At 58.3% G+C, this 24,783-nt stretch carries 24 protein-coding genes; 11 read left to right on the forward strand and 13 right to left on the reverse strand.

Annotated features, from left to right (window positions below; translation table 11 throughout):
• The first annotated feature begins 18 nt into the window (after positions 1 to 18).
• Together QEO92_RS23505 and QEO92_RS23510 are read left to right on the forward strand one after the other, a co-directional pair.
• Positions 19 to 465, forward strand: coding sequence for a thermonuclease family protein (locus QEO92_RS23505; RefSeq protein WP_227704619.1), 447 nt, complete (start codon positions 19 to 21; stop codon positions 463 to 465).
• Between the two features lie 72 nt (positions 466 to 537).
• Positions 538 to 768 (forward strand): excalibur calcium-binding domain-containing protein, encoded by a 231-nt coding sequence (locus QEO92_RS23510; RefSeq protein ID WP_037154060.1) that lies wholly within the window; start codon positions 538 to 540, stop codon positions 766 to 768.
• 35 nt (positions 769 to 803) lie between these two features.
• Here QEO92_RS23510 and acs read toward each other — a convergent pair whose 3' ends face one another.
• A complete protein-coding gene (gene acs / locus QEO92_RS23515; RefSeq protein ID WP_037154057.1) occupies positions 804 to 2,756 on the reverse strand; it encodes an acetate--CoA ligase in 1,953 nt (650 codons plus the stop codon).
• A 221-nt stretch (positions 2,757 to 2,977) separates the two neighbouring features.
• On the opposite strand from acs, the gene QEO92_RS23520 reads away from it, so the two are divergent.
• Entirely contained in the window at positions 2,978 to 3,688 is a 711-nt protein-coding gene (locus QEO92_RS23520; RefSeq protein ID WP_227704620.1) for a DUF1013 domain-containing protein, read from the forward strand.
• A 71-nt stretch (positions 3,689 to 3,759) separates the two neighbouring features.
• Here QEO92_RS23520 and QEO92_RS23525 read toward each other — a convergent pair whose 3' ends face one another.
• Positions 3,760 to 5,697 carry a propionyl-CoA synthetase gene (locus tag QEO92_RS23525; RefSeq protein ID WP_227704621.1) on the reverse strand — a complete coding sequence of 646 codons (1,938 nt, stop codon included), beginning with the start codon at positions 5,695 to 5,697 and terminating at the stop codon, positions 3,760 to 3,762.
• A gap of 97 nt (positions 5,698 to 5,794) precedes the next feature.
• Complete coding sequence (locus QEO92_RS23530) at positions 5,795 to 6,457, reverse strand: YggS family pyridoxal phosphate-dependent enzyme (RefSeq protein WP_227704622.1); 663 nt, start codon at positions 6,455 to 6,457, stop codon at positions 5,795 to 5,797.
• 175 nt (positions 6,458 to 6,632) lie between these two features.
• Between QEO92_RS23530 and leuS the strand changes: the two genes are divergently transcribed.
• From leuS to holA, 3 genes are read left to right on the forward strand one after another with little or no spacing between them, the layout of a single operon-like run.
• Positions 6,633 to 9,260, forward strand: a complete 2,628-nt coding sequence (gene leuS, locus QEO92_RS23535; RefSeq protein ID WP_037154361.1) for a leucine--tRNA ligase — start codon at positions 6,633 to 6,635, stop codon at positions 9,258 to 9,260.
• 40 nt (positions 9,261 to 9,300) lie between these two features.
• Positions 9,301 to 9,810, forward strand: coding sequence for a hypothetical protein (locus tag QEO92_RS23540; protein WP_052182996.1), 510 nt, complete (start codon positions 9,301 to 9,303; stop codon positions 9,808 to 9,810).
• Positions 9,798 to 10,829: a DNA polymerase III subunit delta gene (holA, locus tag QEO92_RS23545; protein WP_227704623.1), complete on the forward strand. Its 1,032-nt coding sequence runs from the start codon at positions 9,798 to 9,800 to the stop codon at positions 10,827 to 10,829. The genes QEO92_RS23540 and holA overlap by 13 nt, the downstream gene beginning before the upstream one ends.
• Before the next feature lie 10 nt (positions 10,830 to 10,839).
• Here holA and QEO92_RS23550 read toward each other — a convergent pair whose 3' ends face one another.
• The 8 genes from QEO92_RS23550 to hemE form a co-directional block, all read right to left on the reverse strand.
• A complete protein-coding gene (locus QEO92_RS23550; protein ID WP_227704624.1) occupies positions 10,840 to 11,721 on the reverse strand; it encodes a ParB/RepB/Spo0J family partition protein in 882 nt (293 codons plus the stop codon).
• Between the two features lie 29 nt (positions 11,722 to 11,750).
• A complete protein-coding gene (locus tag QEO92_RS23555) occupies positions 11,751 to 12,542 on the reverse strand; it encodes a ParA family protein (RefSeq protein ID WP_037154040.1) in 792 nt (263 codons plus the stop codon).
• Positions 12,543 to 12,556: 14 nt separating this feature from the next.
• A complete protein-coding gene (gene rsmG / locus QEO92_RS23560) occupies positions 12,557 to 13,174 on the reverse strand; it encodes a 16S rRNA (guanine(527)-N(7))-methyltransferase RsmG (RefSeq protein ID WP_227704625.1) in 618 nt (205 codons plus the stop codon).
• Entirely contained in the window at positions 13,174 to 15,057 is a 1,884-nt protein-coding gene (gene mnmG / locus QEO92_RS23565) for a tRNA uridine-5-carboxymethylaminomethyl(34) synthesis enzyme MnmG (RefSeq protein WP_227704626.1), read from the reverse strand. Before mnmG ends, rsmG begins: the two co-directional genes overlap by 1 nt.
• Before the next feature lie 45 nt (positions 15,058 to 15,102).
• Positions 15,103 to 16,407, reverse strand: a complete 1,305-nt coding sequence (gene mnmE / locus QEO92_RS23570) for a tRNA uridine-5-carboxymethylaminomethyl(34) synthesis GTPase MnmE (protein ID WP_227704627.1) — start codon at positions 16,405 to 16,407, stop codon at positions 15,103 to 15,105.
• A gap of 85 nt (positions 16,408 to 16,492) precedes the next feature.
• A complete protein-coding gene (gene rho / locus QEO92_RS23575; RefSeq protein WP_152601182.1) occupies positions 16,493 to 17,758 on the reverse strand; it encodes a transcription termination factor Rho in 1,266 nt (421 codons plus the stop codon).
• A 188-nt stretch (positions 17,759 to 17,946) separates the two neighbouring features.
• Positions 17,947 to 18,492: a protoporphyrinogen oxidase HemJ gene (gene hemJ, locus QEO92_RS23580; RefSeq protein WP_037154025.1), complete on the reverse strand. Its 546-nt coding sequence runs from the start codon at positions 18,490 to 18,492 to the stop codon at positions 17,947 to 17,949.
• The gene (gene hemE, locus QEO92_RS23585) at positions 18,489 to 19,451 is read right to left on the reverse strand and encodes a uroporphyrinogen decarboxylase (RefSeq protein ID WP_407722163.1); all 963 of its coding nucleotides are present in this window, start codon (positions 19,449 to 19,451) and stop codon (positions 18,489 to 18,491) included. The genes hemJ and hemE overlap by 4 nt, the downstream gene beginning before the upstream one ends.
• Positions 19,452 to 19,926: 475 nt before the next feature.
• Between hemE and QEO92_RS23590 the strand changes: the two genes are divergently transcribed.
• The 5 genes from QEO92_RS23590 to dnaQ are packed head-to-tail and all read left to right on the forward strand — an operon-like array spanning position 19,927 to position 23,542.
• Positions 19,927 to 20,748, forward strand: a complete 822-nt coding sequence (locus QEO92_RS23590; protein ID WP_227704628.1) for a pyruvate, water dikinase regulatory protein — start codon at positions 19,927 to 19,929, stop codon at positions 20,746 to 20,748.
• Between the two features lie 33 nt (positions 20,749 to 20,781).
• Positions 20,782 to 21,375: a Maf-like protein gene (locus QEO92_RS23595; protein WP_037154017.1), complete on the forward strand. Its 594-nt coding sequence runs from the start codon at positions 20,782 to 20,784 to the stop codon at positions 21,373 to 21,375.
• Complete coding sequence (locus QEO92_RS23600; protein ID WP_227704629.1) at positions 21,368 to 22,225, forward strand: shikimate dehydrogenase; 858 nt, start codon at positions 21,368 to 21,370, stop codon at positions 22,223 to 22,225. The genes QEO92_RS23595 and QEO92_RS23600 overlap by 8 nt, the downstream gene beginning before the upstream one ends.
• The gene (gene coaE, locus QEO92_RS23605; RefSeq protein ID WP_037154011.1) at positions 22,225 to 22,836 is read left to right on the forward strand and encodes a dephospho-CoA kinase; all 612 of its coding nucleotides are present in this window, start codon (positions 22,225 to 22,227) and stop codon (positions 22,834 to 22,836) included. Before QEO92_RS23600 ends, coaE begins: the two co-directional genes overlap by 1 nt.
• Position 22,837: 1 nt before the next feature.
• On the forward strand, positions 22,838 to 23,542 hold the full coding sequence (gene dnaQ / locus QEO92_RS23610) for a DNA polymerase III subunit epsilon (RefSeq protein WP_227704630.1): 705 nt from the start codon (positions 22,838 to 22,840) through the stop codon (positions 23,540 to 23,542).
• A 54-nt stretch (positions 23,543 to 23,596) separates the two neighbouring features.
• Here the strand turns inward: dnaQ and secB are convergent, their stop codons facing one another.
• Entirely contained in the window at positions 23,597 to 24,073 is a 477-nt protein-coding gene (gene secB, locus QEO92_RS23615) for a protein-export chaperone SecB (protein ID WP_037154006.1), read from the reverse strand.
• A gap of 117 nt (positions 24,074 to 24,190) precedes the next feature.
• Positions 24,191 to 24,706 carry an FxsA family protein gene (locus QEO92_RS23620; protein ID WP_037154003.1) on the reverse strand — a complete coding sequence of 172 codons (516 nt, stop codon included), beginning with the start codon at positions 24,704 to 24,706 and terminating at the stop codon, positions 24,191 to 24,193.
• Positions 24,707 to 24,783: the final 77 nt, after the last annotated feature.

The following is a 24,783-nucleotide window of genomic DNA, read 5'->3' on the forward strand; positions in this document are numbered from 1 at the left end:
CGGGAATTTATTCCTTTCATGGTCAAGAGACTTCTGATTCTCGCTGGTTTCGCCGCGGTGCTCACCACCGAAGCCTCGGCACGTGACGAGGTCTCGGGACCGGTCGCCGCCGAAATTCTGCGCGTGATCGATGGCGATACCCTGCTTGTCGAAGCGCAGCCTTGGCCACAGCAGAAGATGGAAGTCTATGTCCGCATCCGCGGCATCGATACGCCGGAGCTCCGTTCCAAATGCGCCAAGCTCCGCCGAATTGGCCTTGATGCTCAGCATGCGCTGCAAATGCTCGCAGGCGCATCACGTCAAATTCAGCTCACCCGCATTTCAGGGGACAAATATTTCGGCCGCATCGTCGCCGACGTCACGCTTTCCGATGGCCGGAGCGTCGCCGACAATCTGCTCCTCGCCGGTCTGGCGCAGAGCTACGACGGCGGACGCAAGCCGCGACAGGTTTGCGAGACGAATTGATTCAACCTTGAGATTTAAGCAGTTGCTTGAATTAGGTGGCGCGCAAACTTACCCTTCCTGCGGGGGATAAGTATGAAACGGCCGACAATCTTGATCTGTATCCTGACCGCTCTTGCAGCCTCGACAACCTATGCCCAGAGTTCGCGAAAGAGCTGCAAGCAGGTCGACAGTTGTGAGGAAGCGGTCGAGATCTGGTGCGAAGGATATCGCCGGGCCGATGCGGACAAAGACGGCATTCCCTGCGAAAACATCTGCCATACGCGGGAACAAGTCGAGGAAATCCGATCCCGCATCGGATGCTGAAAGGCCGCCCGGAGATCCAGGCGGCCTTCCTGTGATCAGCCCGCCTTGTTCTGGCGGTTGGCGATCAGGTCGTCCACGACGGCCGGATCGGCGAGCGTCGATGTATCGCCGAGCGAGCCGAAATCGTCCTCGGCGATCTTGCGCAGGATGCGGCGCATGATCTTGCCGGAGCGGGTCTTTGGCAGACCGGGCGAGAACTGGATCTTGTCCGGCGTCGCGATCGGACCGATTTCCTGGCGAACATGCTTGGCAAGTTCCTGCCGCAGCGCATCCGTGCCGTCGTTGCCGGCCATCAGCGTCACGTAGCAATAAATGCCCTGGCCCTTGATATTGTGCGGATAGCCAACGACTGCGGCTTCCGACACCAGATGATGCGAAACGAGCGCCGATTCGACTTCCGCCGTACCGAGGCGATGGCCGGAGACGTTCAGCACGTCGTCGACGCGGCCGGTGATCCAGTAATAGCCGTCCTCGTCGCGGCGGCAGCCGTCACCGGTGAAATATTTCCCCTTGTAGGTGGAGAAATAGGTCTGCACGAAGCGGTCGTGATCGCCATAGACCGTGCGCATCTGGCCCGGCCAGCTATCGGTGATGCAGAGATTGCCGTCGGCAGCACCTTCCAGAACATTGCCCTCGTTGTCGACAAGCTGCGGCTTGATACCGAAGAAGGGTTTGGTGGCCGAACCCGGTTTCATGTCGGTCGCGCCGGGCAGCGGCGTGATCATGTGGCCGCCGGTTTCCGTCTGCCACCAGGTATCGACGACCGGGCAGCGCCCGTCGCCGACGACGTTGTAATACCATTCCCAGGCTTCCGGGTTGATCGGCTCGCCGACCGTGCCGAGCAGGCGCAGGCTGGAACGCGAGGAGCGTTTCACGAATTCGTCGCCGGCGCCCATCAGCGAACGGATCGCCGTCGGCGCCGTGTAGAAGATGTTGACCTTGTGCTTGTCGACGATTTCCCAGAAGCGGCCCTGGTCCGGGAAATTCGGCACGCCCTCGAACATCAGTGACGTGGCGCAGTTCGCAAGCGGACCGTAGACGATGTAGGAATGGCCGGTCACCCAGCCGACATCCGCCGTGCACCAGTAGATGTCGCCGTCGTGATAATCGAAAACATATTCGTGGGTCATTGCCGCGTAGACGAGATAACCACCGGTCGTGTGCAGCACGCCCTTGGGCTTGCCGGTGGAACCCGACGTGTAAAGGATGAAGAGCGGGTCTTCGGCCTTCATCTTCACCGGCTCGCAATGTGGCTTCACGCTGGCGATTTCCTGGTGATACCAGAGGTCGCGGCCGGGCGCCCAGTTCGTCTTGCCGCCAGTACGACGCACGACGAGCACCTTGTCGACCGTCACATACTGCCGGGCAGCGATATGGATGGCGGTATCGGTATTTTCCTTGAGCGGCACCGGCTTGCCGCCGCGCACGCCCTCGTCGCAGGTGATGACGAAGGTGGACTCGCAGTCGACGATGCGGCCGGCCAGTGCTTCAGGCGAAAAGCCGCCGAAGACCACCGAATGGACCGCCCCTATGCGGGCGCAGGCGAGCATCGCATAGGCCGCTTCCGGGATCATCGGCATGTAGATGGTAACCCGGTCGCCCTTCTTGACGCCGTGCTTCTTCAGCACGTTGGCCAGCCGGCAGACCTGATCGTAAAGCTGGTTATAGGTGATCTTCTTGTCGATATAGGGGTTGTCGCCTTCCCAGATCAGCGCAGTGCGCTCCCCATGCGTCTTCAGGTGGCGGTCGATGCAGTTGTAGGAGACGTTGGTGAGCCCATCCTCGAACCACTTGATCGAAACCTTGCCCTTGAACGACGTGTTCTTGACCTTGGTGTAAGGCTTGAACCAGTCGATGCGCCGACCGTGCTTGCCCCAGAACTTGTCCGGATCTTCGATGCTCTCCTCATACCACTTTTCGTATTTTTCCTTGTCGATCAAAGCGCGCGCTTTAACGGGCTTGAGCACCGGATAAATTTTTTCGGACATGAATACCTCCCATTCGAAATGCCGAAGCCAAGGTCAGACTTTAGCGATTTGTGCCGCATTCATAACAGGTGGAGCAACCCGGACAATTAGACGAATGGTCATTTTGTTTGAGATTTGCAATTCTGACCCATTCCGGTTATAGAGCCACATGAATTCCCGGAAATTGTGGTTGATACCCACGGCCCGCGACACCGGCGCGGACGGACAGAGGAACTATACCTATGGCTCAACAATTGCTTATGCCGAAAGCGACTGCGGTCTGGCTGGTCGACAACACGGCCCTTTCCTTCGACCAGATCGCCCAGTTCTGCAAGCTGCACCCGCTCGAAGTGAAAGCAATTGCCGATGGCGAAGCGGCGCAGGGCATCAAGGGCCTCGATCCGATCGCCACCGGGCAGCTTTCCCGCGACGAGATCGCCCGGGGAGAGGCGGATGTGAACTACAAGCTGAAGCTTTCCGAGCCCAAGGTACGCGTGCCGGAATCGAAGCGCCGTGGCCCGCGCTATACGCCGGTCTCCAAACGCCAGGATCGTCCGAACGCAATCCTCTGGCTGGTCCGCAATCACCCGGAACTCAAGGATGCCCAGATTTCCCGCCTCGTCGGTACCACCAAGTCGACCATCGAACAGATCCGTGAGCGCACCCACTGGAACTCGGCCAACCTGGCACCGATGGATCCGGTCACCCTCGGCCTCTGCAGCCAGATTGATCTCGACCTGGAAGTGGAAAAGGCTTCCAAGGGCCGACCGCTGCCGACCGCCGCCGAACTCGGTGCATCTTTGCAGCCTGCGTCCGAAACCGAGAATCTCGACTTCGGTTATCGCAGTGAGCGCGAGGAAGAAAAGGAAATCGATGCGGATGCGGTTTTCGCAAAGCTTAGTTCGCTGAAATCCAACCGCCGCGAAGAGGATGAAGAAGACGATCGCTTCTGAGCGGACTGTCAAATTCCCGGCGACAGACACGACAAGCCCCGGAACGCTTCCGGGGCTTGTCGATTCGGATCTCAGGCGGTCTGTTTCAGGCCGCCTCCCTCATGCGCATAGCCGTTTGCCTTCAGGATCGCGGTGATCTCGGCGAGGATCGCCGGATCGTCGATCGTTGCCGGCATTTTCCACGGCATCCCGTCGGCGATTTTCTGCATCGTGCCGCGCAGGATCTTGCCGGATCGCGTCTTGGGCAACCGGTCAACGACCATCACCGTCTTGAAGGCCGCAACCGGGCCTATTTCGTTCCGAACCAGTTCCACGACCTCTTTTTTGATCATCGCATGGTCGCGCGTGATGTTGTGCTTCAATACCACGAAACCGCAGGGCACCTGTCCCTTCAGCTGGTCGGCAACGCCGATAACGGCACACTCGGCGACATCCGGATGCATGGCGCAGACCTCTTCCATCGAACCCGTCGAAAGCCTGTGCCCGGCGCAGTTGATGACATCGTCGGTCCGGGCCATGACGAAGACATAGCCATCCTGGTCGATCATGCCTGCATCGGCAGTCTTGTAGTAGCCCGGAAACTCTTCCAGGCACGCCTTGCGGAAGCGATCATCGGCCTCCCAGAAGCTGACGAGGCAGCCAGGCGGCAAAGGAAGCTTGACGGCGATATTGCCGAGCGTGCCGGGCGGCACCGGATGTCCGGCATCGTCCAGAACGTCGAGCGCATAACCCGGCATCGGTCGGGTGGGCGAGCCGTGCTTGACCGGCATGAGGCCAAGACCGGCCGTGTTTGCGGCAATCGCCCAGCCCGTTTCCGTCTGCCACCAATGATCGATCACAGGGATTCCGAGCTGCTGTTCTGCCCATTTCAGTGTTTCCGGATCGGCGCGCTCCCCCGCAAGGAACAGCGCCTGCAGGCTGGAAATGTCGTACTTTGCGATATACTCCCCTTCCGGATCTTCACGGCGGATCGCGCGGAATGCCGTCGGCGCCGTGAAGAGGACTTTCACTCTATGCTCATTGATTACGCGCCAGAATGTGCCGGCATCGGGCGTGCCTACCGGTTTTCCTTCGAACAGTACGCTCGTCGTGCCCGCCAGTAGCGGCCCGTAGACGATGTAGGAATGGCCGACCACCCAACCGATGTCCGAGGCCGTCCAGAAGACATCGCCAGGCTTCAGGCCGTAGATATTCTCCATGCTCCAGCGGAGTGCCGCCATGTGTCCGCCATTGTCGCGCACAACGCCCTTCGGCTGACCGGTGGTTCCCGACGTGTAGAGGATATAGAGCGGATCGGTCGCCTTGACCGGTACGCAGGGCACTTGCGTGCCGTTGACTTTTTCCGCCTCGATGGCCTCGGCGAAATCCCGGTCGCCGTGTTCATAACGCAGCGGCGCATGCAACTGGTCGCGCTGCAGGATCAGGCAATAGTCGGGCTTTGTTTTCGCCATATCCACCGCCTGATCGAGAAGCGGCTTGTAGGCCACCACCCGCCCGGGCTCCAGACCGCAGCTTGCGCTGATCACCACCTTGGCCTTGGAATCGTCGAGCCGAGCAGCCAGCTCATGGGCCGCGAACCCGCCGAACACAACCGAATGGATCGCTCCGAGCCGCGCGCAGGCCAGCATGGAAAATACCGCTTCGGGTATCATCGGCATGTAGATGATGACCCGGTCGCCTTTTTCGACGCCATGGTTACGCAGCACGGCGGCGATCGCCTGGACCTCCGACAGCACCTCGGCATAGCTGAAAGTCTTCCTGGTGCCCGTCATGGCGCTGTCGTAGATAAAGGCCGCAGCTTCGCCTTGGCCGGCAGCGACATGTCGGTCGAGGCAGTTATAACAGGTGTTCGTCTCGCCGCCTGGGTACCATCGTCCATAAACGCCCTGGTCCTTGTCGAAGATCGTCTCCGGCTCCTTGAACCAGTCGATCGCGGCAGCAGCTTCGCGCCAGAAATTTTCCGGATCCTTCTGCCAAGCCTCGTAGACCTTGAGATAACGGCTTTGCATCTGCACCTCCCGCCATAAGCTAGCCTAGATCAGCCAATCTAGGGTGCGGGAGGAGTGGGGGAAACCCCGACGAAAGCGCTAGGGACTTGACAAAAATCTATTCTCGCGCGCCGAAGATCGCCGAGCCGATCCGAACGCTGGTCGCTCCGAATTCGATGGCCGTCTCAAAATCGCCGGACATGCCCATCGAAAGCTTCTCGACGCCACTTTCCCGGGCGAGCCTGGCGAGGAGGGCGAAATGCGGCCCGGGATTCTCTTCCGCCGGCGGAATGCACATCAGCCCTTCGATCGAAAGGCCGAGCTCTTTTCGGCAGAACTCCACGAAACGCGAGGTCTCTTTTGGCTCGATACCAGCCTTTTGCGGCTCCAGCCCCGTATTCACCTGAACATAGAGGCGGGGCGTCCGATTCTGCTTTTTCATCTCCTCAGCGAGCACCCGGGCGATCTTTTCCCGGTCGACAGTCTCGATCACATCGAACAATGCGACAGCATCGGCGGCCTTGTTGGATTGCAGCGGGCCGATCAGATGCAGCTCGATCTCCGGCGTCTCGGCCTTCAGGGCGGGCCATTTGCCCTGGCTTTCCTGGATCCGGTTCTCACCTAACACCCGCTGGCCTGTGGCAATGACCGGACGGATATGCTCGACATCGAAAGTCTTGGACACAGCCACGAGGGTCACCGAACCGGCTGGTCGCCTGGCCTGACGCTCCGCCTTCTCGATCCGCGCTTTCACATCCTGCAGCCGTTCCTCGACACTCATGATCCGACCTTCCGTATTGCTTGCGAAGAGAGCGATTAACTCTCATATAGGGCTCTGCCAAGGCCTTCCGTCCGAAACTTGCCCCCTTCCCGGCCCCGAAAACTTGACGCTTGCTGGGTTTCATGATGAAGGTCTCGCCCGACTCTTGATCTTATTTTCCCGGAATATCATCGAAATGGCGACTGAACGTTACAACCCGCGCGATGCCGAGCCACGCTGGCAGCAGAAGTGGAACGAGGCCAAGGTTTTCGAAACCGACAACAACGATCCGCGCGAGAAATATTACGTTCTTGAGATGTTTCCCTATCCGTCGGGACGCATCCACATGGGCCATGTGCGCAACTACGCCATGGGCGACGTGGTCGCCCGCTACAAGCGCGCCCGCGGCTTCAACGTGCTGCACCCGATGGGCTGGGACGCCTTCGGAATGCCGGCGGAAAACGCCGCACGCGACAACAAGGTGCATCCGAAGTCCTGGACCTATCAGAACATCGCGTCGATGAAGGCGCAGCTAAAGGCCATGGGCCTGTCGCTGGACTGGTCCCGCGAGTTCGCGACCTGCGATGTCGATTATTACCACCGCCAGCAGCATCTCTTCCTGGACATGATGGAGAAGGGGCTGGTCTATCGCAAGCAGTCCAAGGTCAACTGGGACCCGGTTGACCAGACCGTGCTCGCCAACGAACAAGTCATCGATGGCCGCGGCTGGCGCTCCGGCGCGCTGGTGGAGCAGCGTGAACTGGTGCAGTGGTTCTTCAAGATCACCGATTTCAGTCAGGACCTGCTCGACGCGCTGAATACGCTCGACCAGTGGCCGGAAAAGGTCCGGCTGATGCAGAAGAACTGGATCGGCCGCTCCGAAGGTCTCACCATCCGCTGGGAAATCGTCTCGTCCACGGCTGCCGGCGAGAGCGAGGTAGTCGTCTATACGACCCGTCCCGACACGCTGTTCGGCGCCTCCTTTCTGGCGATCGCCGCCGACCATCCGCTTGCCAAGGCGGTTGCCGCGACGAATCCGGCCATCGAATCCTTCGCCGAAGAATGCCGTCGGCATGGAACGTCGCTCGCCGCGCTGGAAACGGCCGAGAAGAAGGGGATAGACACGGGCATCCGCGTCAGGCATCCGCTCGATCCGTCCTGGGAACTGCCGGTCTATGTCGCGAATTTCGTGCTGATGGAATATGGCACTGGCGCAATCTTCGGTTGCCCGTCGGGCGATCAGCGCGACCTCGATTTCGCCCGCAAATACGGCCTGCCGGTCGTTCCGGTCGTCATGCCGCAGGACGGCGATGCCGCAACCTTTGCAATCGGCGATACCGCCTATGTCGATGACGGCGTGATGATTAATTCCCGCTTCCTGGACGGCAAGACGACTGACGAAGCTTTCGGAATCGTTGCCGATCAGCTGTCCAATACATTGCTGGGCAACATGCCGCAGGCGGAACGCAAGGTGAATTTCCGCCTGCGCGACTGGGGCATTTCCCGCCAGCGCTATTGGGGCTGCCCTATCCCGGTCATCCATTGCGAAGACTGCGGCGTTGTGCCGGTACCGAAAAAGGACCTGCCGGTCAGGCTGCCGGATGATGTCACCTTCGATCAGCCGGGCAACCCGCTCGACCGGCATCCGACATGGCGCCATGTCGCCTGCCCGAATTGCGGCAAGGACGCCCGTCGCGAGACGGATACCATGGACACCTTTGTCGACTCGAGCTGGTATTTCACGCGCTTCACGGCCCCCTGGGAGAACGGGCCGACGGATCCGGCCGCGGCCAATCATTGGCTGCCGGTCGACCAATATATCGGCGGCATCGAACACGCGATCCTGCACCTGCTCTATTCGCGCTTCTTTACCCGCGCCATGCGTGAAACCGGCCATGTGGACGTCAAGGAGCCCTTCAAAGGCCTTTTTACCCAGGGTATGGTCGTGCATGAAACCTACCGCCACGGCTCGGGGCCGAACGGTGAGTGGGTTTCGCCGGCGGATATTCGCATCGAGGAAGTCGATGGCAAACGACGCGCGACCCTCCTGTTGACCGGTGAGGAAGTCACGATCGGCTCGATCGAGAAGATGTCGAAGTCGAAGAAGAATGTCGTTGATCCGGACGATATCATAGCCTCCTACGGCGCCGACACGGCACGCTTTTTCGTGCTGTCCGATTCGCCGCCGGATCGCGACGTCATCTGGTCGGAGGCCGGTGTCGAAGGTGCTCATCGTTTCACGCAACGCCTCTGGAGACTGATTTCCGAAGCCTCCGAAGGCCTGGCGGGGGTCCATCCGGCGGCGGCTAGGGAGGGTGATGCGCTGGCAATCTCCCAGCTCGCCCACAAGACGCTGAAGGCGGTCCAGGGGGATTACGACAAGCTCTCCTTCAACAAGGCTGTCGCGCGCATCTATGAACTCGTGAACACGCTGGCCACGCCGCTCGGCAAAGTGGCAGCCGGCGAAGGTGATGCTGCTTATCGCGCAGCCGTTCGCAACGCTGCTGAAATCCTGATCCAGCTCGTCGCGCCGATGACGCCGCATCTGGCTGAGGAATGCTGGGCGGTGCTCGGTAATAAGGATCTGGTTGCCGAAACGGCCTGGCCGCAATACGACGAGGCACTGGTCATCGAGAACGATGTCACACTGCCGGTCCAGATCAATGGTAAGAAGCGGGCCGAATTGACAATCGCGCGCGACGCGGATCAAAGTGCGGTCGAGGCTGCGGTTTTGACGCTGGATGCGGTAAAAGCGGCTCTTGATGGCCGGGCGCCGAAGAAGATCATCGTCGTCCCACAGAGGATCGTGAACATTGTCGTTTGACCGCTCTCTTCGTCGCATTGGGCTCGTCTCCTGCCTTGCAATGCTTACCGTTCTTGCCGGTTGCCAGGTTCGCCCGCTTTATTCCGAGGCTCACGGTACCGGTGAACGTCTGGCTGCCGTCAGCTTCTCGCAACCTAAAAGCCGGATTGACCAGGTTATTCGCAACCATCTGATTTTCTTGACCTCCGGCGGAGCAGGTGAATCCAAGCACCCCGCCTATGACGTGAAGCTTGCAGCAACAAGCACGGCCTCCAGCATCATCGATGACGAGGACGACGACAATGTATCCACGACTGGCGTGCCGCTTCCCGGCCGCGTCCAAGTCGAGGGAGTCTATACACTCACCCGCGTGAGCGACGGTCAGGTGCTAAAATCCGGCAAACGGGAAGTCGTTTCGCTCATCGACGTTTCCGGCCAAGGCTTCGCAAAGCTGCGCGCGATCCGGGATGCCGAAAACCGCGCGGCAAGGGAGCTTGCTGAGTTCATCCGCGCCGAGATCGCCATTGTGCTGGCGCGCGAACCTCAGCCACAAACGGCATGGCAGAAATAAAGTCCCACGAGTTCGATCGCTTTGCCGAAAAGGGCGCCGAGCTCTACAGGATTTTCGTGATCTACGGCCCGGATCGCGGCCTCGTTTCCGAAAGGGCGGCATGGCTGGCCCGCAAAACAGGCGTCTCCCAGGATGATCCGTTCGCCATGCTCAAGATCGATATTTCCGATCTTCAGGGCGACCCCGGCAAGTTGCTCGACGAAGTCAACGCGCTCGGCCTTTTTGGCGGATCCAAGCTCATCTGGCTGCGCGGCGCGGCCAACGAAAAGCCACTTTTGGACGCGATGCAGGTGCTTGCCGACGGTCCCGCAGCCGCCAATATTCTGATTGTCGAAGCCGGCGATCTCAAGAAGGGCAGCGGTCTGCGCAAAATCGCGGAGCCGGCCAAATCCATTGCCATTATCCCCTGCTATGCAGACGACATCAAGGCTCTCAACGGCCTCATCGATACCGAACTGGCGAGCGAGGGCCTGCGGATCAGTTCGGCTGCTCGCCAGAAACTTCTGGACCTGCTCGGCGGAGATCGGGCGGCATCTCGTAATGAAATCCGCAAGCTCGCTCTCTATTGCCGTGGTCAGGGTGTGATCGAGGAAGGGCATATCGAAGAAATCATCGGAGATGCCAGCAGTGTTTCCTCCGACGAGGCGGTCGATGCCGTCCTGAGCGGCGATCTTCCGGGCCTGCACCGCGCCATCCAGAAAGTGCTATCGTCAAAGACGCCGGTTTTCCTTGTTCTGCAATCCTGCCTGAAGCAGTTTCAGATGCTGGACTTGATGAAGGCCGAAATGGAAGAAAAGAAGCTGCCTGTCGCTCAGGTCATGATGACGCTTGGCCGGCATATTCACTTCAGGCGTAAACCGATCATCGAAAAAGCTCTGAGAAGTTGGAATTCCCAAGCGCTTTCCCGTGAAACCGAACGGCTTCAGGCTGCCGTTCTCACGTCGCGCCAGAAACAAAGCCTTGAGCCCAGCATCGCCTTCCACGCGCTGATGGCTATTACCATTCAGTCAAGCCGCTGAATTTCTTGGATTATCGCCGCTCCAGAAGGCGGCAGATTTCTTCGAGTTGCTCCAGCGTCCGATAGTTGATCCGGACATGGCCGCCGCCGCTCTTATGGTTGATCTTGACCTCCAACCCGAGAGAATCGGAGAGCGTCCGCTCCAATGCCAGGGTATCCGAATCCTTTTGTTCCGCTTTCGAAACGGATGCAGGCTCCGATTGCGCCTTGATATCGTTCTGAGCCAGCCGCTCCGCATCACGAACGGACATGCCTTTGGCGACGACCGTACGAGCAAGCGTCACCGGATCCGACGTGGTGATTAGGGCACGTGCATGCCCGGCAGATAGACTACCTACCGAGAGCATTTCACGAACCGGCTCAGGGAGCTTGAGAAGGCGCAGACTGTTCGCCACATGGCTCCGGCTCTTGCCGATGATCTCCCCCAGATCGTTCTGAGTGTAACCATGCTCGGCAATGAGCTGGTCATACCCCATCGCCTCTTCGAGGGGATTGAGATCCGACCGCTGGACATTCTCGACGATGGCAAGCTCTAGCGCAGTCCGGTCGTCGACATCCCGGACGATGATCGGAATCTCAATCAATCCGGCAAGCTGAGCCGCGCGCCAGCGTCTTTCGCCGGCAATAATCTCGTATCGATCGCCCCCCGTCGGCCTCACGACTACCGGCTGCACGATGCCATGTTGACGTATCGAGCTCGCTAGGTCCTGCAGCTCACTCTCGTCAAAATTCCGCCGCGGATTCTTCAGGTTCCGAGAAACATGCTCAATCGGAACCAGCCGGTCGGGATTGACGCTGCGCGGTGCGCTATCCACCGGCAGCGGCTGATCCATTTCACCGATCAGCGCCGCGAGCCCGCGGCCAAGGCGCCTCTTTGAAAGATCGTCGTTCATTCTCTCATTCACCTGTGAGTCTACAGCCTTCAAGCGGCCTTCCGCCTGCGTTCCCGCTGAATCACCTCCGAGGCCAACTGAAGATAGGCCTGACTGCCGGCGCATTTCAGATCATACAGAATAGCCGGCTTGCCATAGGATGGCGCTTCCGACACGCGGACATTACGCGGGATAAGGGTATGATAGACCTTCTCGCCGAGATATGTCCGTACATCACTGACAACCTGCTGCGCAAGGTTATTTCGTGCGTCGAACATCGTAAGCACAATCCCCTGGATATCCAAGGAGGGATTAACCGTACGACGCACCTGGTCGACAGTTTCCAAAAGCTGACTCAATCCCTCCAGCGCAAAAAACTCGCATTGCAGCGGAACAAGCACCGAATGGGCAGCAGCCATCGCGTTCATCGTCAACAGATTGAACGAAGGTGGGCAATCCACGAGGATATAGGAATAAGCCGCCGCTTCTTCGGTGTTGAGGGCGCGGCGAAGTTTGAATGCTCGATCGGGAGATTGAGAAATCTCCATCTCGAATCCCAGCAAATCCATGGTCGAGGGAACGATCGACAGATTGGGGACGGCCGTTTCGAGAGCAGCCTCGGCAATCGTGTTGTAACCCATCAGCAAGTCGTAGGAAGATAGTTTGCGATCCCTGCGTTCGATACCCAGTCCCGTACTGGCATTTCCTTGCGGATCCAGATCGACAATGAGCACATGCTCGCCGATTGCAGCAAGCGCCGTGGCGAGGTTTATGGCCGTCGTCGTCTTGCCGACGCCACCTTTCTGGTTGGCTATGGTGATAATCCGGTTCTTTTCGAACATGCCGCACCTGAAATCTAGGGTTCGTTGCGCCTTAAGTTGGCAATCTCGAGGATTATGGAGTCCGCCTCGACGACACTTCGATGTTCTACCAGATCGAAAGCCCAACGACCACGTGCTTTCGCGACTTCCGCCGCATAATCCCGGCCTTTATGAAAAAAAGCCCTTGCTTTCTTCCCAATCATCCAATCGGCGGAATATGAAAGAAGGAGATCGAGCTCCGCCAGGGCCCGTGCGGAGATTCGATCGCATTCCGGAATGATTCGCGGAGCCGTTTCTATTCGCACAGGGTGGACTGATCCACGCGCATGCGTTTCTGCCAAGGCAACCCGAAGAAAGGCAGCCTTCTTTTGGTTGCTTTCCACAAGATGAACCCAGCCATCCTGCAGCTCGGCCAAAAATATTGCTGTAACAATCCCCGGGAATCCCCCACCCGATCCCAGGTCGATCCACCGGAGGGGCTCCGGTGAGAGCTGGAAGATCTGTGCGCTATCGGAAATATGGCGGTTCCAGAACTCATCCAGAGTCGAGGGGGCTACGAGATTGATCGTCTTCGCCCATTTTTGGAAAAGCAGAGCAAAATGCTCCAGCCTTTCCTGCGTTTCACGTGAAACACTCCTGCCGTTCAACAGCATCAGGAGACTCGTTTAACGCGATTGGCTGCTGCTTCTTCCCGACGGAGAAGCGCCAGGATGAGGGCAAGAGCCGCTGGCGTCATGCCATCGACTTTCGAAGCCTGCGCCAAATTGACGGGATTAGCGACCGCCAGTTTCTGTTTCAGCTCGTTGGAAAGGCCAGGAAGTGCTGAAAAATCAAAGTCTTGAGGGATAATACGTGCTTCGTCCCGGTGCGTGGCGTGAATGTCGGCTGCCTGCCGGTTCATATAAACAGCATAGGAAGCCTCGATCTCCAAAGCTTCTCCCACCTTGGGTGAAAGCTCGCCGAGTTCGGGCCAGATGGTGACAAGTGATGTGAGTGACTGATCCGGATAGGCGAGGATTTCATACGCGGTCCGGCGCTGCCCATCCTGGTTCATCCTCAAACCATGCTGGCTGGCTTGCTTAGGTGTCAGGTTCAAGGAGCGGAGAAGCCGGCGCCCATTATCCAGCAACTCTTGATAAGCTCTGAATTTCTTCGTGCGCGCAATGCCGACGCATCCCAGTTCAACGCCCTTTTCCGTAAGCCTGACATCGGCATTGTCCGCACGAAGCGAGAGGCGATATTCGGCCCGCGACGTAAACATGCGGTAGGGCTCGGTCACGCCACGCGATGTCAGGTCATCGATCATGACACCGATATAGGAGTCTGCCCGGCTGAAATGATGAGGTTCGCCACCACCAGCCGCTGAGCGTGCTGCATTAAGGCCTGCCACCAGGCCCTGAGCTGCTGCTTCCTCATACCCTGTCGTGCCGTTGATCTGGCCGGCGAGGAAAAGCCCCGGCATCTTTTTCACTTCCAGAGAAGCCTTCAGTTCCCGCGGATCCACATGATCATATTCGATCGCATAACCGGGTTGGAGAATAGAAACCCTCTCCAGTCCGGGAATGGTTCGGATGAAGGCGTCCTGCACCTCGGCCGGCAGCGACGTGGAGATGCCGTTCGGATAAACCGTACAATCATCCAGACCTTCCGGCTCTAGAAAGATCTGGTGGCCGTCCCGTTCGCCAAACCGAACGATCTTGTCTTCAATGGATGGGCAATAGCGCGGCCCGACGCCCTCGATCTGGCCGGAATACATGGCCGACCGATGGATATTGTCCGAGATGATCTTATGGGTCGCATCCGTCGTGCGCGTGACTCCACATGCTATCTGCGGCGTCACGATCCGATCCGTCATGAAGGAAAACGGAACCGGATTCTCGTCCGCTTCCTGCCGCCCAATGCCGGCCCAGTCTATCGTCCTTCCATCCAGCCGTGCCGGCGTACCGGTCTTCAACCGTCCAAGCTTGAGGCCGAGGCGAGACAAGGTGGCCGACAAACCAAGCGAGGGTTCTTCCCCAACACGACCTGCCGGTGTTTTTCGGTCGCCGATGTGAATCAAGCCGCGAAGAAAGGTGCCAGTCGTCAGCACAACCGTTCCGCATCCGAATCGACGCCCATCCTTCAGCTCGACCGCGGCGACGCGACCGCGCTGAATATCGATGTCAAACGCATCCCCTTCGATCACGGTCAGATTCGGGTGGCTGAAAAGCTCGCGCTGCATTGCCAGGCGATAGAGTTTCCGGTCCGCTTGCGTCCTTGGCCCTCGGACCGCAGGTCCCTTCTTCCTGTTGAGAAGCCGAAACTGAATCCCCGCCTCGTCAGCAACCCGTCCCATCAACCCATCCAAGGCATCCACTTCACGGACCAGATGCCCTTTGCCGAGACCGCCGATAGCGGGATTGCAGGACATGACACCGATCGTCTCCTTTTTGTGGGTGATCAGCGCGGTTCTCGCACCCATGCGAGCGGCGGCACTGGCCGCCTCACAGCCCGCATGCCCGCCCCCGATCACAATCACGTCAAAAACCGTGTCCATTTTCATCTCTCCATGAAACCGCGTCGCCGCTACGTTTCACGTGAATCATTTGCCAATACAGAATTGCGAAAAAATGACATCCAGAAGCTGTTCGACATCCACATGGCCGGTGATCCTGCCGAGCGACGATGCAGCCGCCCGAAGGCTTTCAGCTCGAATGTCCAGTTCCCGGCCATTTAGCGCTTCTGCGACCGATTGGGAAGCCTCTTTCAAATACTGGACCTGTCGTTGTCGATTGGGAACGAGTGAACCCGTCCAAACCCTGCGCAACTCCTCCAGAATACGCCCGCGCAATTGCTCCAAGCCTTCACCCGTCCTGCTGGAGATGCAAAGGTCGTAATTCGGCGAAACGCCATGCTTGTCGAGCTTTGTACCCAGCCGAAGCAGATTTGTTGAGGGTAGTTTCGCGTCATGTTTCGAAACCGAATCGATTTCCTCCAGCTCAAGGATCATGTCTGCCTGTTCGATTGCGATCCGCGCCCTCCGCACACCTTCCTGTTCAACAAGATCTCCTGTCTCCCGAAGACCAGCCGTATCGAAGAAGCGGACTAGATAGCCTTCCAGATCGATATCCACATGGAGGATATCTCTCGTCGTCCCTGCAATTTCCGTGACAATCGCGACGTCTCGTTTCGCTAAGGCATTGAGTAGACTTGATTTTCCTGCATTAGGTGGCCCGGCGATCACCACTTTGTATCCATCGCGGACGATTTCACCTGCCTTCGCGGACCCAAGATGCTGCTCGATCTCGGCGTAGAGATCGCCCATATCTAACCACACACGATCGGATACTGAGCCCGGGACATCATCCTCGTCGGCAAAGTCCAGCTCCGCCTCTATCATTGCACGTGCGCGCGTCAGGCGATCCGCCCAGCTCCGATAGAGGACGGACTGGCCGCCAAAACTCTGCTCGACGGCAAGCCGCCGCTGCATCTCCGTTTCAGCAGAGATGAGGTCCGCGAGACCCTCGACCTCGACCAAATCGAGCTTACCATTCTCAAACGCGCGGCGTGAGAACTCGCCGGCCTCGGCAAAACGGAGGCTCGGAAGGGCTGAAAGCTCTTCGTAGACAGCGGATACCACCGCACGGCTCCCATGCAGATGGAGTTCCACACAATCCTCGCCGGTAAAGGAAGCCGGTCCCGGAAAACAGACAAGCAGCGCCTGGTCGATAACCGATCCGTTGCGGCTCCGAATCGCTCTGAGGCCGGCCTTCCGTGCAATCGGGAGATCGCCTGCCAGAGCCGTCGCGGCATCGAACGCCTTGGGACCGCTCAACCGCACAACCGCGACGCCCGCCGGCAGGGTGCCGCTGGAGAGTGCAAAGATCGTGTCCTCGGTGCGGTTCATCCGGATGCTTTATCAAACAGGTCCAGAAACTCAAAGCGCCCGGTTTCAACCGGGCGCTTTGAGAATTCGGGAATCCGGCTAAGGATCAAGTGTTCATCGAGTCGAAGAAATCGCCATTGTTCTTCGTCTGCTTCAGCTTGTCGATCAGGAACTCAATGGCATCGGTCGTACCCATCGGAGCGAGGATGCGGCGAAGAACGAAAATCTTTTGAAGATCCTGGCGCGGCACGAGCAGGTCTTCCTTGCGGGTACCGGATTTCAGAATGTCCATGGCCGGGAATATGCGCTTGTCGGCGACCTTGCGGTCGAGCACGATTTCCGAGTTGCCGGTGCCCTTGAACTCTTCGAAGATGACTTCGTCCATGCGGCTGCCGGTGTCGATAAGCGCCGTGGCGATGATGGTCAGCGAACCGCCTTCCTCGATGTTACGGGCGGCGCCGAAGAAGCGCTTCGGCCGCTGTAGCGCGTTGGCGTCCACGCCGCCCGTCAGAACCTTGCCGGACGACGGCACGACCGTGTTGTAGGCGCGGCCAAGGCGGGTGATCGAATCGAGCAGGATGACAACGTCACGGCCGTGCTCAACAAGGCGTTTCGCCTTTTCGATCACCATCTCGGCGACCTGTACGTGACGAACGGCCGGTTCGTCGAAGGTGGAGGAAACCACCTCGCCGCGCACGGAGCGCTGCATGTCGGTCACTTCCTCCGGGCGTTCATCGATCAGGAGAACGATGAGGTAGCATTCCGGGTGATTCGCCGTGATGGAATGGGCGATATTCTGCAGAAGGACAGTCTTACCCGTGCGCGGCGGCGCGACGATAAGGCCACGTTGGCCTTTACCAAGCGGCGCTACAAGATCGATGACGCGAGCCGAGAGGTCCTTCGAGGTTGGAACATCGAGTTCCATCTTGAACCGCTCATTCGGATAAAGCGGGGTCAGATTGTCAAAATGGACCTTGTGCCGGATCTTCTCCGGATCATCAAAGTTGATTGTATTGACCTTCAGGAGCGCGAAATAACGCTCGCCTTCCTTCGGCCCGCGGATCGGGCCTTCCACCGTATCGCCGGTCTTCAAAGAAAACCGTCGAATCTGGGAGGGAGAGATGTAGATATCGTCCGGGCCGGGCAGATAGTTGGCGTTCGCCGAACGCAGGAAGCCAAATCCATCCTGCAAGACCTCGACCACACCTTCGCCGATGATCTCGATGTCCTGGCTCGCCAGAACTTTGAGGATCGCGAACATCAGCTCCTGCTTGCGCATCGTGCTGGCGTTCTCGACCTCCAGGGATTCGGCAAAGGTCAGCAAATCGGTAGGAGATTTGCTCTTGAGTTCTTGAAGCTTCATTTCAGCCATGAAGAGGGGACCGTAGTGTGAGAATTTTAGGGAGAATATAGGCGTGTCGGTGAACTTCGCTCCCGCGGAAGATGATCCAGGGACGATGGGAAATTACACGCATGCCACGAGATGAGATGGGGCGAAAATAGCGACTCGCGTGGAATGCCGCAAGGGGCAAGCAGAAATTCTTGCTGAGAAAAAGAACATCAAAACGGTTTTACGATCACGAGGATGACAATTCCGATCATCAGCACTGTTGGCAATTCGTTCATCATCCGCCAATAGCGCGGTGATTTACGGTGACCGTCGACCGCGAAATTCCGGACGGCGCGACCAAACAGCACATGCACGAGGGTAAGAAGGATCACCAGCCCGATCTTCGCATGCAGCCAACCGCCGCGGAATCCATAAACATCCCAGGCCAGGAAAAGGCCCAGAACCCATGTGATCATCATCGCCGGATTCATGATGATCTTCAGGAGCCGCTGTTCCATCATCTTGAATGTTTCCGAATGGGCTGAGCCCGGTTCCGCATCGCTGTGATAGATGAAAAGCCGCGGCATATAGAGAAGGCCGGCCATCCAGGAGATCACTGCGATCACATGGAAAGCCTTGATATAGAGGACAAAATCATCCGGCCGCACCAGGTAGACCGCAGCCAGGATCGCGATGAAGACGACAAGCGCGACGAATGCGCGAACTGCCGATCGCCGCCCGGCCGCCCGGCCGCTCTGCAGCTCGGACGCATTCATGCCCTTGCTCCCCGTACGCGCCTCATCAGCGCCGTCACATGATCGGGATTGGCCTCTGGTGTGATGCCGTGCCCGAGATTGAAGATCAGCGGTCCGTTTCCGAGTTTGTCCAGAATCGCATCGATACCTTCCTCCAGCGATTTTCCGCCGGCGACCACCCGCATCGGATCGAGATTGCCCTGGATCGGCCCGTCTTTCTGCAGCTCGGCTGCGAAAGAAAGCGGCACCGACCAGTCGAGACCGATCGCATCCGCCTTAGTCCTCTGACGATAGGTCTTCAGGTTGAAACCAGCACCTTTGGCAAAGGCTATGATCTTGGCTTGCGGGCGTTCCTTGCGAACGATCTCGATCATACGCGCAACCGGCCCTGCAGCGTAAGCTTGGAACTCTCGCTCTCCGAGAACCCCCGCCCAGGAATCGAAAATCTGCACAGCGTCCACACCCGCATCGATCTGGGCGATCAAATATTCCGCCGATACCTCGGCCAGGAAAGAGAGAAGTTTTTCGAAAGCTTCCGGGTACCGGTAGGCAAACAGCCGGGCGGGAGCCTGGTCCGGGGTGCCGTGGCCGGCGATCATATAGGTAGCCACCGTCCAGGGCGCGCCGCAAAAGCCGAGCAGGGCGGTTTCTTCCGGCAGTTCCTTTCTCAATCGACGCACCGTCTCGATCACCGGTGCCAGGTGGTCGAGAACGCCGTCGCTCTTCAACCTTTCGATGGCGGAAACGTCGATCGGGTCCATCTGTGGACCTTCTCCCTGCACGAAACGAACATTTCGCTTCAGAGCATCCGGAATAACCAGGATGTCGGAAAAGAGGATCGCCGCATCAAAGCCATAGCGCCGGATCGGCTGCAAGGTCACTTCGACAGCCAGGTCCGGGGTGTAACAGAGATCGAGAAAGCTTCCGGCCTTCGACCGCGTTTCCCTGTATTCCGGAAGATAGCGTCCTGCCTGCCTCATCAGCCAGATCGGTGGCGGCTTGACCGTCCTGCCTTCAAGCACCGCGACGATCTTACGGGTTTCGCCGGTCAATGGGTTCTCCCTAAATCAAAGAAAAGAATTTAATTTTGTTTTCTATTTCTTAGAGTCGGTGGGTAGCAAGGATTAAAGTCAAATCACAGCCGACGCGGCGATCCGCCACTCTCGCCATCAGGATGGAACAGAACCTGCGAGAAATCTTGTAATTCAAGGGAGAAATCAATTTTTTGACGAGATTCCAGAAGGATAGGCGCGGTGTGGCCTCGTTGCCATCTGTGGATAAACTGGGGATGGAAAGCCGCTTGGAGGTCTTTATCCCCAAAGCCCACAAGTTCGCTTGATTGGCGTCCACGAAACCTGCAGATGTGGAAAACGAGGCAGTTTTCCAAGCGACGGGCGACCGGCAGGCAGATGCGGATCGTCTCTCCCGAGTTGTCAACAAAGGGTAAAGATTAGCGTGGAGAACAGAAAAAACTTCTTCCATCTGCATCTGATATCTGACTCGACGGGCGAGACTCTTATCTCCGCTGGCAGGGCTGCTTCGGTTCAATTCCAGTCGTCGTTTGCGATCGAGCATGTCTATCCACTGATCCGGAACCGCAAGCAGCTTTTGGCGGTGTTGGAAGACATCGATCGGGAACCGGGCATCGTCCTTTACACGATTGTCGATCAGGAACTGGCGGGATTCATCGACCAGCGCTGCCGTGAAATGGGTCTGCCAAGCGTGAATGTTCTTGAGCCGATCATGGCCACGTTTCAAGCCTATCTCGGCGCACCGTCCCGCCGGCGGGTGGGCGCGCAACACGCCCTGAATGCCGACTATTTCAAGCGTATCGAAGCGCTCAACTTCACCATGGATCATGACGACGGGCAGATGCCGGAGGACTATGACGAGGCGGATGTCGTGCTGGTCGGTATCAGCCGCACGTCAAAGACACCGACCAGCATCTATCTTGCCAACCGGGGTATCAAGACAGCCAATATCCCGATCGTACCTGGTGCCGACCTGCCGGAAAGCCTTTATCGAGCTACTCATCCACTCATCGTCGGCCTCGTCGCGACAACGGATCGCATCAGCCAGGTCCGCGAAAACCGGGAGCTTGGGGCGACACATGGCTTCGATCACCGGCATTATACCGACCGTGCAACGATCAACGAGGAGCTGAAATATGCCCGCGCTCTGTGCGCCAGGCACAATTGGCCAGTCATAGACGTGACGCGTCGGTCGATCGAGGAGACGGCAGCCGCAATCGTTGCGCTGCGCCCGAAGCTGCGTTAAGCGGAAACGCCTGCCGCTTCTGGGAGATTCCTCGTGACAGTTCCCCTTGTGCTTGCCTCCGCCAGCCCCTTTCGCCGGATGCTGATGGAAAATGCTGGCCTGACATTTGAAAGTCGTGCCGCCGAAATCGATGAACGGGAGATGGAAGCAGGCCTGGAAGGGGCATCCCCTGATCAGGTGGCGCTGGCGCTCGCCAAGGCCAAGGCGCTGGATGTGAGTCAGCATTTCCCCGGTGCGCTGGTGATTGGATCGGACCAGACCATGTCTCTCGGCAACCGGGTCTATCACAAGCCGAAATCCCTCGGGGAGGCGAAGGAGAACCTGATGTCGCTTGCCGGCAAGACCCATCGGCTGAATAGCGCCATTGCATTTGCCCGCGATAACGATGTCGTCTGGGAACATGTCGCCCATGCCGACCTGACCGTGCGGACATTGAGCGATGCTTTTGTCGATCGATATCTGATGCGCGTTGGAGAAAAGGTCTTCGGCAGCGTCGGCGCCTATCAACTTGAAGGCGAAGGCATCCAGCTCTTCTCGAAGATCGACGGAGACTATTTTACCATCCTGGGCTTACCCATGTTGCCGCTCCTGGACAAGCTGCGCGAACTTGGAGCGATCGATGGCTGATTCACGTGAAACACTCTTGGTTAACGCCTTCGTTACCGGCTGGCCCGTAAAGCATTCACGTTCGCCGCTGATCCACAATTATTGGCTGAAGCAGTTCGACATCACCGGTACTTACAAAGCCGAAGCTGTCTCAGAAGAGGACTTTCCGGCATTCATTCAGGCCTTGAAGGATGGCAGTTCGGGATATCGCGGCGGCAATGTCACTATTCCGCACAAGGAACTGGCTTTCAGACTGGCAGACCGACCGGATGCTTTGGCAGAGGAACTCGGCGCCTCGAACACGCTCTGGATGGAAAATGGTCTGCTCAACGCGACGAATACCGATGGCTATGGCTTCACGGCCAATCTCGATGACCGTCATCCCGGTTGGGATAAGATCGGCCGTGCCGTGATCCTCGGCGCTGGCGGTGCAAGCCGTGCTGTCATTCAGGCTGTCCGCAATCGCGGTATTGGCGAAATTCACGTGGTCAACCGGACCGTTCCACGCGCCCAGGAGCTTGCCGATCGCTTTGGCCCGAAAGTGCATGCCCACTCTCTGGAAGCGCTGAGCGAGGTGATGTCCGGTGCTGGCTTGTTCGTCAACACGACATCCCTAGGCATGGATGGCGGCGAGGCGCCGCAAGTCGATTTCTCGTCGCTGAGGGACGATGCAGTCGTCACCGATATCGTTTACGTCCCGCTGAAAACCCCCTTGCTCGCTCAGGCGGAAAACCAGGGTTTTGCGATCGTCGATGGCCTTGGCATGCTGCTTCATCAGGCCGTGCCTGGTTTTGAAAAATGGTTCGGGCGTCGGCCATTGGTCGACGAGGCCCTTCGCGATCTCGTCATCGCCGACATGGAAAGACATTGATGATCGTCATCGGGCTCACCGGCTCCATCGGTATGGGAAAATCCACGACCGCAAAAATGTTCGCGGAAGAGGGCGTGCCGGTGAATGATTCGGATGCCGTGGTCCATGATCTCTACCGCACCGATGCGGTGAAACCGATCGGTCAGGCCTTTCCGGGCACGGTCAGGGATGGCGTCATCGACCGTCAGGAGCTATCGCGCCAGCTTGCAGCCGCACCGGAAAAATTCCCGCTCCTTGAATCGATCGTTCACCCGTTGGTTCGGAGTCGCGAAATTGAATTCCTGGAACGTCATCGACAAGCCGGCACTGATCTTGTGCTGCTCGACATACCGTTGCTCTTCGAAGTGAAGGGAGAGGATCGTGTGGATGTCATCGTCGTCGTCACCTGCGATCCACAGATACAGCGCGAAAGGGTGCTTGCGCGTCCCGGCATGACCGAGGAAAAATTGGCGATGATTCTCTCCCGCCAGATGCCGGACGCGGAGAAGCGGAAGAAAGCCGATTTCCTGGTCGATACCGGCTTCGGGCTGGACGCGGCAAGACAAAGGGTGCGCGAGATCATAGCCACTTTGAAAGCGGCAAAGGTGAGCGCCAAAGAAACGGACCAATGACATGCGCGAGATCATTTTCGATACGGAAACCACGGGCCTCGAAACGAAATTCGACCGGGTGATTGAGATCGGAGGCATTGAGCTCATCAATAATTTTCCGACCGGAAGAACGCTGCATCTTTATATCAATCCCGGCGACCGCAAGGTCCATCCGGATGCGCTTGCCGTACATGGCATTACTGACGAGTTCCTGAAGGATAAGCCAAGTTTTGCCGACGTGGCTCATCAGATCATCGAATTTTTTGACGGTGCCAAATGGATCGCCCATAACGCCACCTTCGACATGGGTTTCATCAACGCGGAGTTCGACCGGCTTGGGCTTCCGCCAGTCATGATGGACCGGGTCGTCGATACGCTCGCCATGGCCCGCCGCAAACATCCGATGGGGCCGAATTCGCTTGATGCGCTCTGCCGCCGGTACGGCATAGACAATGCGCACCGCACCAAACACGGGGCGCTTCTCGACTCCGAGCTCCTGGCGGAAGTCTATATCGAAATGACCGGTGGCCGCCAGGCAGCGCTTGGCCTGTCTGATGCGGAAAGGCCGACGACGGTAATCGAAGTCGAGGAAGTGGTCGTGACCGTTGCCGGCCACCCACGGACTTTGGCCGCCCGCATCACAGCAGCGGAGATCGAAGCCCATGGCGCCATGGTCGCAACGCTCAAGGAGAAGGCGCTTTGGCTGAAATATCAGATTGTCGAGTGAAATGAAAAAAGGCCGAGTCAGGGACCCGGCCTTTTTTATTGCAACGGATCAGGTTTAGCTGTTCAGCGATTGCACCTTGGCGCGGGCCTGTTCTTCGGCCATGCGCTGCGTGAACATCTGCGCGAAATCGATTGGATCGATCATCAAGGGCGGGAAACCGCCGTTACGCGTCACGTCGGCGATGATCTGGCGTGCGAAGGGGAAAAGCAGCCGCGGGCATTCGATGAACAGCAGCGGCAGCATGTGTTCCTGCGGGAAACCGCTGATGCGGAAAACGCCGCCATAGACCAGTTCCGTCGCGAAGACGACTTTCTCGTCTTCCTGGGCCTTGGCCTCCAGTGTCAGCACGACGTCGAAATCGACCTCGGAAAGCGGGTTGGCGTTGACATTGACATTGATGTTGATGCTCGGGGCTTTGTCGCGTGCCTGGAGCGATCGGGGTGCGCCGGGGTTCTCGAAGGAGAGATCCTTGGTGTATTGTGCCAGGATATTGATGGACGGCGTTGCTGCCTGGTTGTTTTCGTCTGCCATGGGATTTCCTCGAGGCGTTGGAGCGTTGAGGCCCTCTAACATTTCGGGTTAGAGGGTTTCAAGGCTAAATGGGAACGTTGTTGGGCTTGCCAATCCCCGGCAAACCAACTGGCCTGTTCAATGTTCCTCGTTTTTTGGTCCGGCCCAGGGCGAGGAGGGATTCGAATTGCGATGGAAATCCTGCTCGTCGAGATCGACTACCGGGCCTGATTTCTTACCGCCCGGGGAGGACCGGTCGCCGTCGTAACGGTAGCGCGTGCTGCTGGACGTGCGGACCACCACGATGCGGCGGCCGATCAATGACCAGAGGCCCCCGCGCACGAATGGGATGAAGAGCGCCAGACCGATAATGTCGGTGATGAAGCCTGGCAGGAGGAGCAGGATGCCGGCAATCACGATCATCGCGCCGTCGATGAGGGTCCGGCCGGGCACCCGGCCTTCCCGGCCTTCCGTGGAAATCTCTCTTAGAATATGCATGCCCTGCCTGCGGAGCAGGAACGCGCCAAGTACCGCTGTGCCGATCACCAGGCCGAGCGTCGCCCATAGGCCGAGCGCACGCCCCACGAGCACAAAGCCGGCGATTTCTGCCAGAGGCCAAACGATAAGAAAGAGCGGCACGAGAAAGAAACGCATGTTGTTCCCAGTTCTTAATGGTCCTGCAGTATTTTGCGCTGACGTCTTCGCTATTTGAATGATTGGTGGATGCGGAC

This window comes from Neorhizobium petrolearium (genome assembly GCF_029854435.1).
Lineage (GTDB): Bacteria > Pseudomonadota > Alphaproteobacteria > Rhizobiales > Rhizobiaceae > Neorhizobium > Neorhizobium petrolearium.

Excerpts from the sequence above, each read along its gene's own strand:
- QEO92_RS23505 (WP_227704619.1), top strand. The coding sequence starts at position 19 with ATGGTCAAGAGACTTCTGATTCTCGCTGGTTTCGCCGCGGTGCTCACC.
- QEO92_RS23510 (WP_037154060.1), top strand. The coding sequence starts at position 538 with ATGAAACGGCCGACAATCTTGATCTGTATCCTGACCGCTCTTGCAGCC.
- acs (WP_037154057.1), bottom strand. The coding sequence starts at position 2,756 with ATGTCCGAAAAAATTTATCCGGTGCTCAAGCCCGTTAAAGCGCGCGCT.
- QEO92_RS23520 (WP_227704620.1), top strand. The coding sequence starts at position 2,978 with ATGGCTCAACAATTGCTTATGCCGAAAGCGACTGCGGTCTGGCTGGTC.
- QEO92_RS23525 (WP_227704621.1), bottom strand. The coding sequence starts at position 5,697 with ATGCAAAGCCGTTATCTCAAGGTCTACGAGGCTTGGCAGAAGGATCCG.
- QEO92_RS23530 (WP_227704622.1), bottom strand. The coding sequence starts at position 6,457 with ATGAGTGTCGAGGAACGGCTGCAGGATGTGAAAGCGCGGATCGAGAAG.
- leuS (WP_037154361.1), top strand. The coding sequence starts at position 6,633 with ATGGCGACTGAACGTTACAACCCGCGCGATGCCGAGCCACGCTGGCAG.
- QEO92_RS23540 (WP_052182996.1), top strand. The coding sequence starts at position 9,301 with ATGCTTACCGTTCTTGCCGGTTGCCAGGTTCGCCCGCTTTATTCCGAG.
- holA (WP_227704623.1), top strand. The coding sequence starts at position 9,798 with ATGGCAGAAATAAAGTCCCACGAGTTCGATCGCTTTGCCGAAAAGGGC.
- QEO92_RS23550 (WP_227704624.1), bottom strand. The coding sequence starts at position 11,721 with ATGAACGACGATCTTTCAAAGAGGCGCCTTGGCCGCGGGCTCGCGGCG.
- QEO92_RS23555 (WP_037154040.1), bottom strand. The coding sequence starts at position 12,542 with ATGTTCGAAAAGAACCGGATTATCACCATAGCCAACCAGAAAGGTGGC.
- rsmG (WP_227704625.1), bottom strand. The coding sequence starts at position 13,174 with ATGCTGTTGAACGGCAGGAGTGTTTCACGTGAAACGCAGGAAAGGCTG.
- mnmG (WP_227704626.1), bottom strand. The coding sequence starts at position 15,057 with ATGGACACGGTTTTTGACGTGATTGTGATCGGGGGCGGGCATGCGGGC.
- mnmE (WP_227704627.1), bottom strand. The coding sequence starts at position 16,407 with ATGAACCGCACCGAGGACACGATCTTTGCACTCTCCAGCGGCACCCTG.
- rho (WP_152601182.1), bottom strand. The coding sequence starts at position 17,758 with ATGGCTGAAATGAAGCTTCAAGAACTCAAGAGCAAATCTCCTACCGAT.
- hemJ (WP_037154025.1), bottom strand. The coding sequence starts at position 18,492 with ATGAATGCGTCCGAGCTGCAGAGCGGCCGGGCGGCCGGGCGGCGATCG.
- hemE (WP_407722163.1), bottom strand. The coding sequence starts at position 19,451 with ATGAGGCAGGCAGGACGCTATCTTCCGGAATACAGGGAAACGCGGTCG.
- QEO92_RS23600 (WP_227704629.1), top strand. The coding sequence starts at position 21,368 with ATGGCTGATTCACGTGAAACACTCTTGGTTAACGCCTTCGTTACCGGC.
- coaE (WP_037154011.1), top strand. The coding sequence starts at position 22,225 with ATGATCGTCATCGGGCTCACCGGCTCCATCGGTATGGGAAAATCCACG.
- dnaQ (WP_227704630.1), top strand. The coding sequence starts at position 22,838 with ATGCGCGAGATCATTTTCGATACGGAAACCACGGGCCTCGAAACGAAA.
- secB (WP_037154006.1), bottom strand. The coding sequence starts at position 24,073 with ATGGCAGACGAAAACAACCAGGCAGCAACGCCGTCCATCAATATCCTG.
- QEO92_RS23620 (WP_037154003.1), bottom strand. The coding sequence starts at position 24,706 with ATGCGTTTCTTTCTCGTGCCGCTCTTTCTTATCGTTTGGCCTCTGGCA.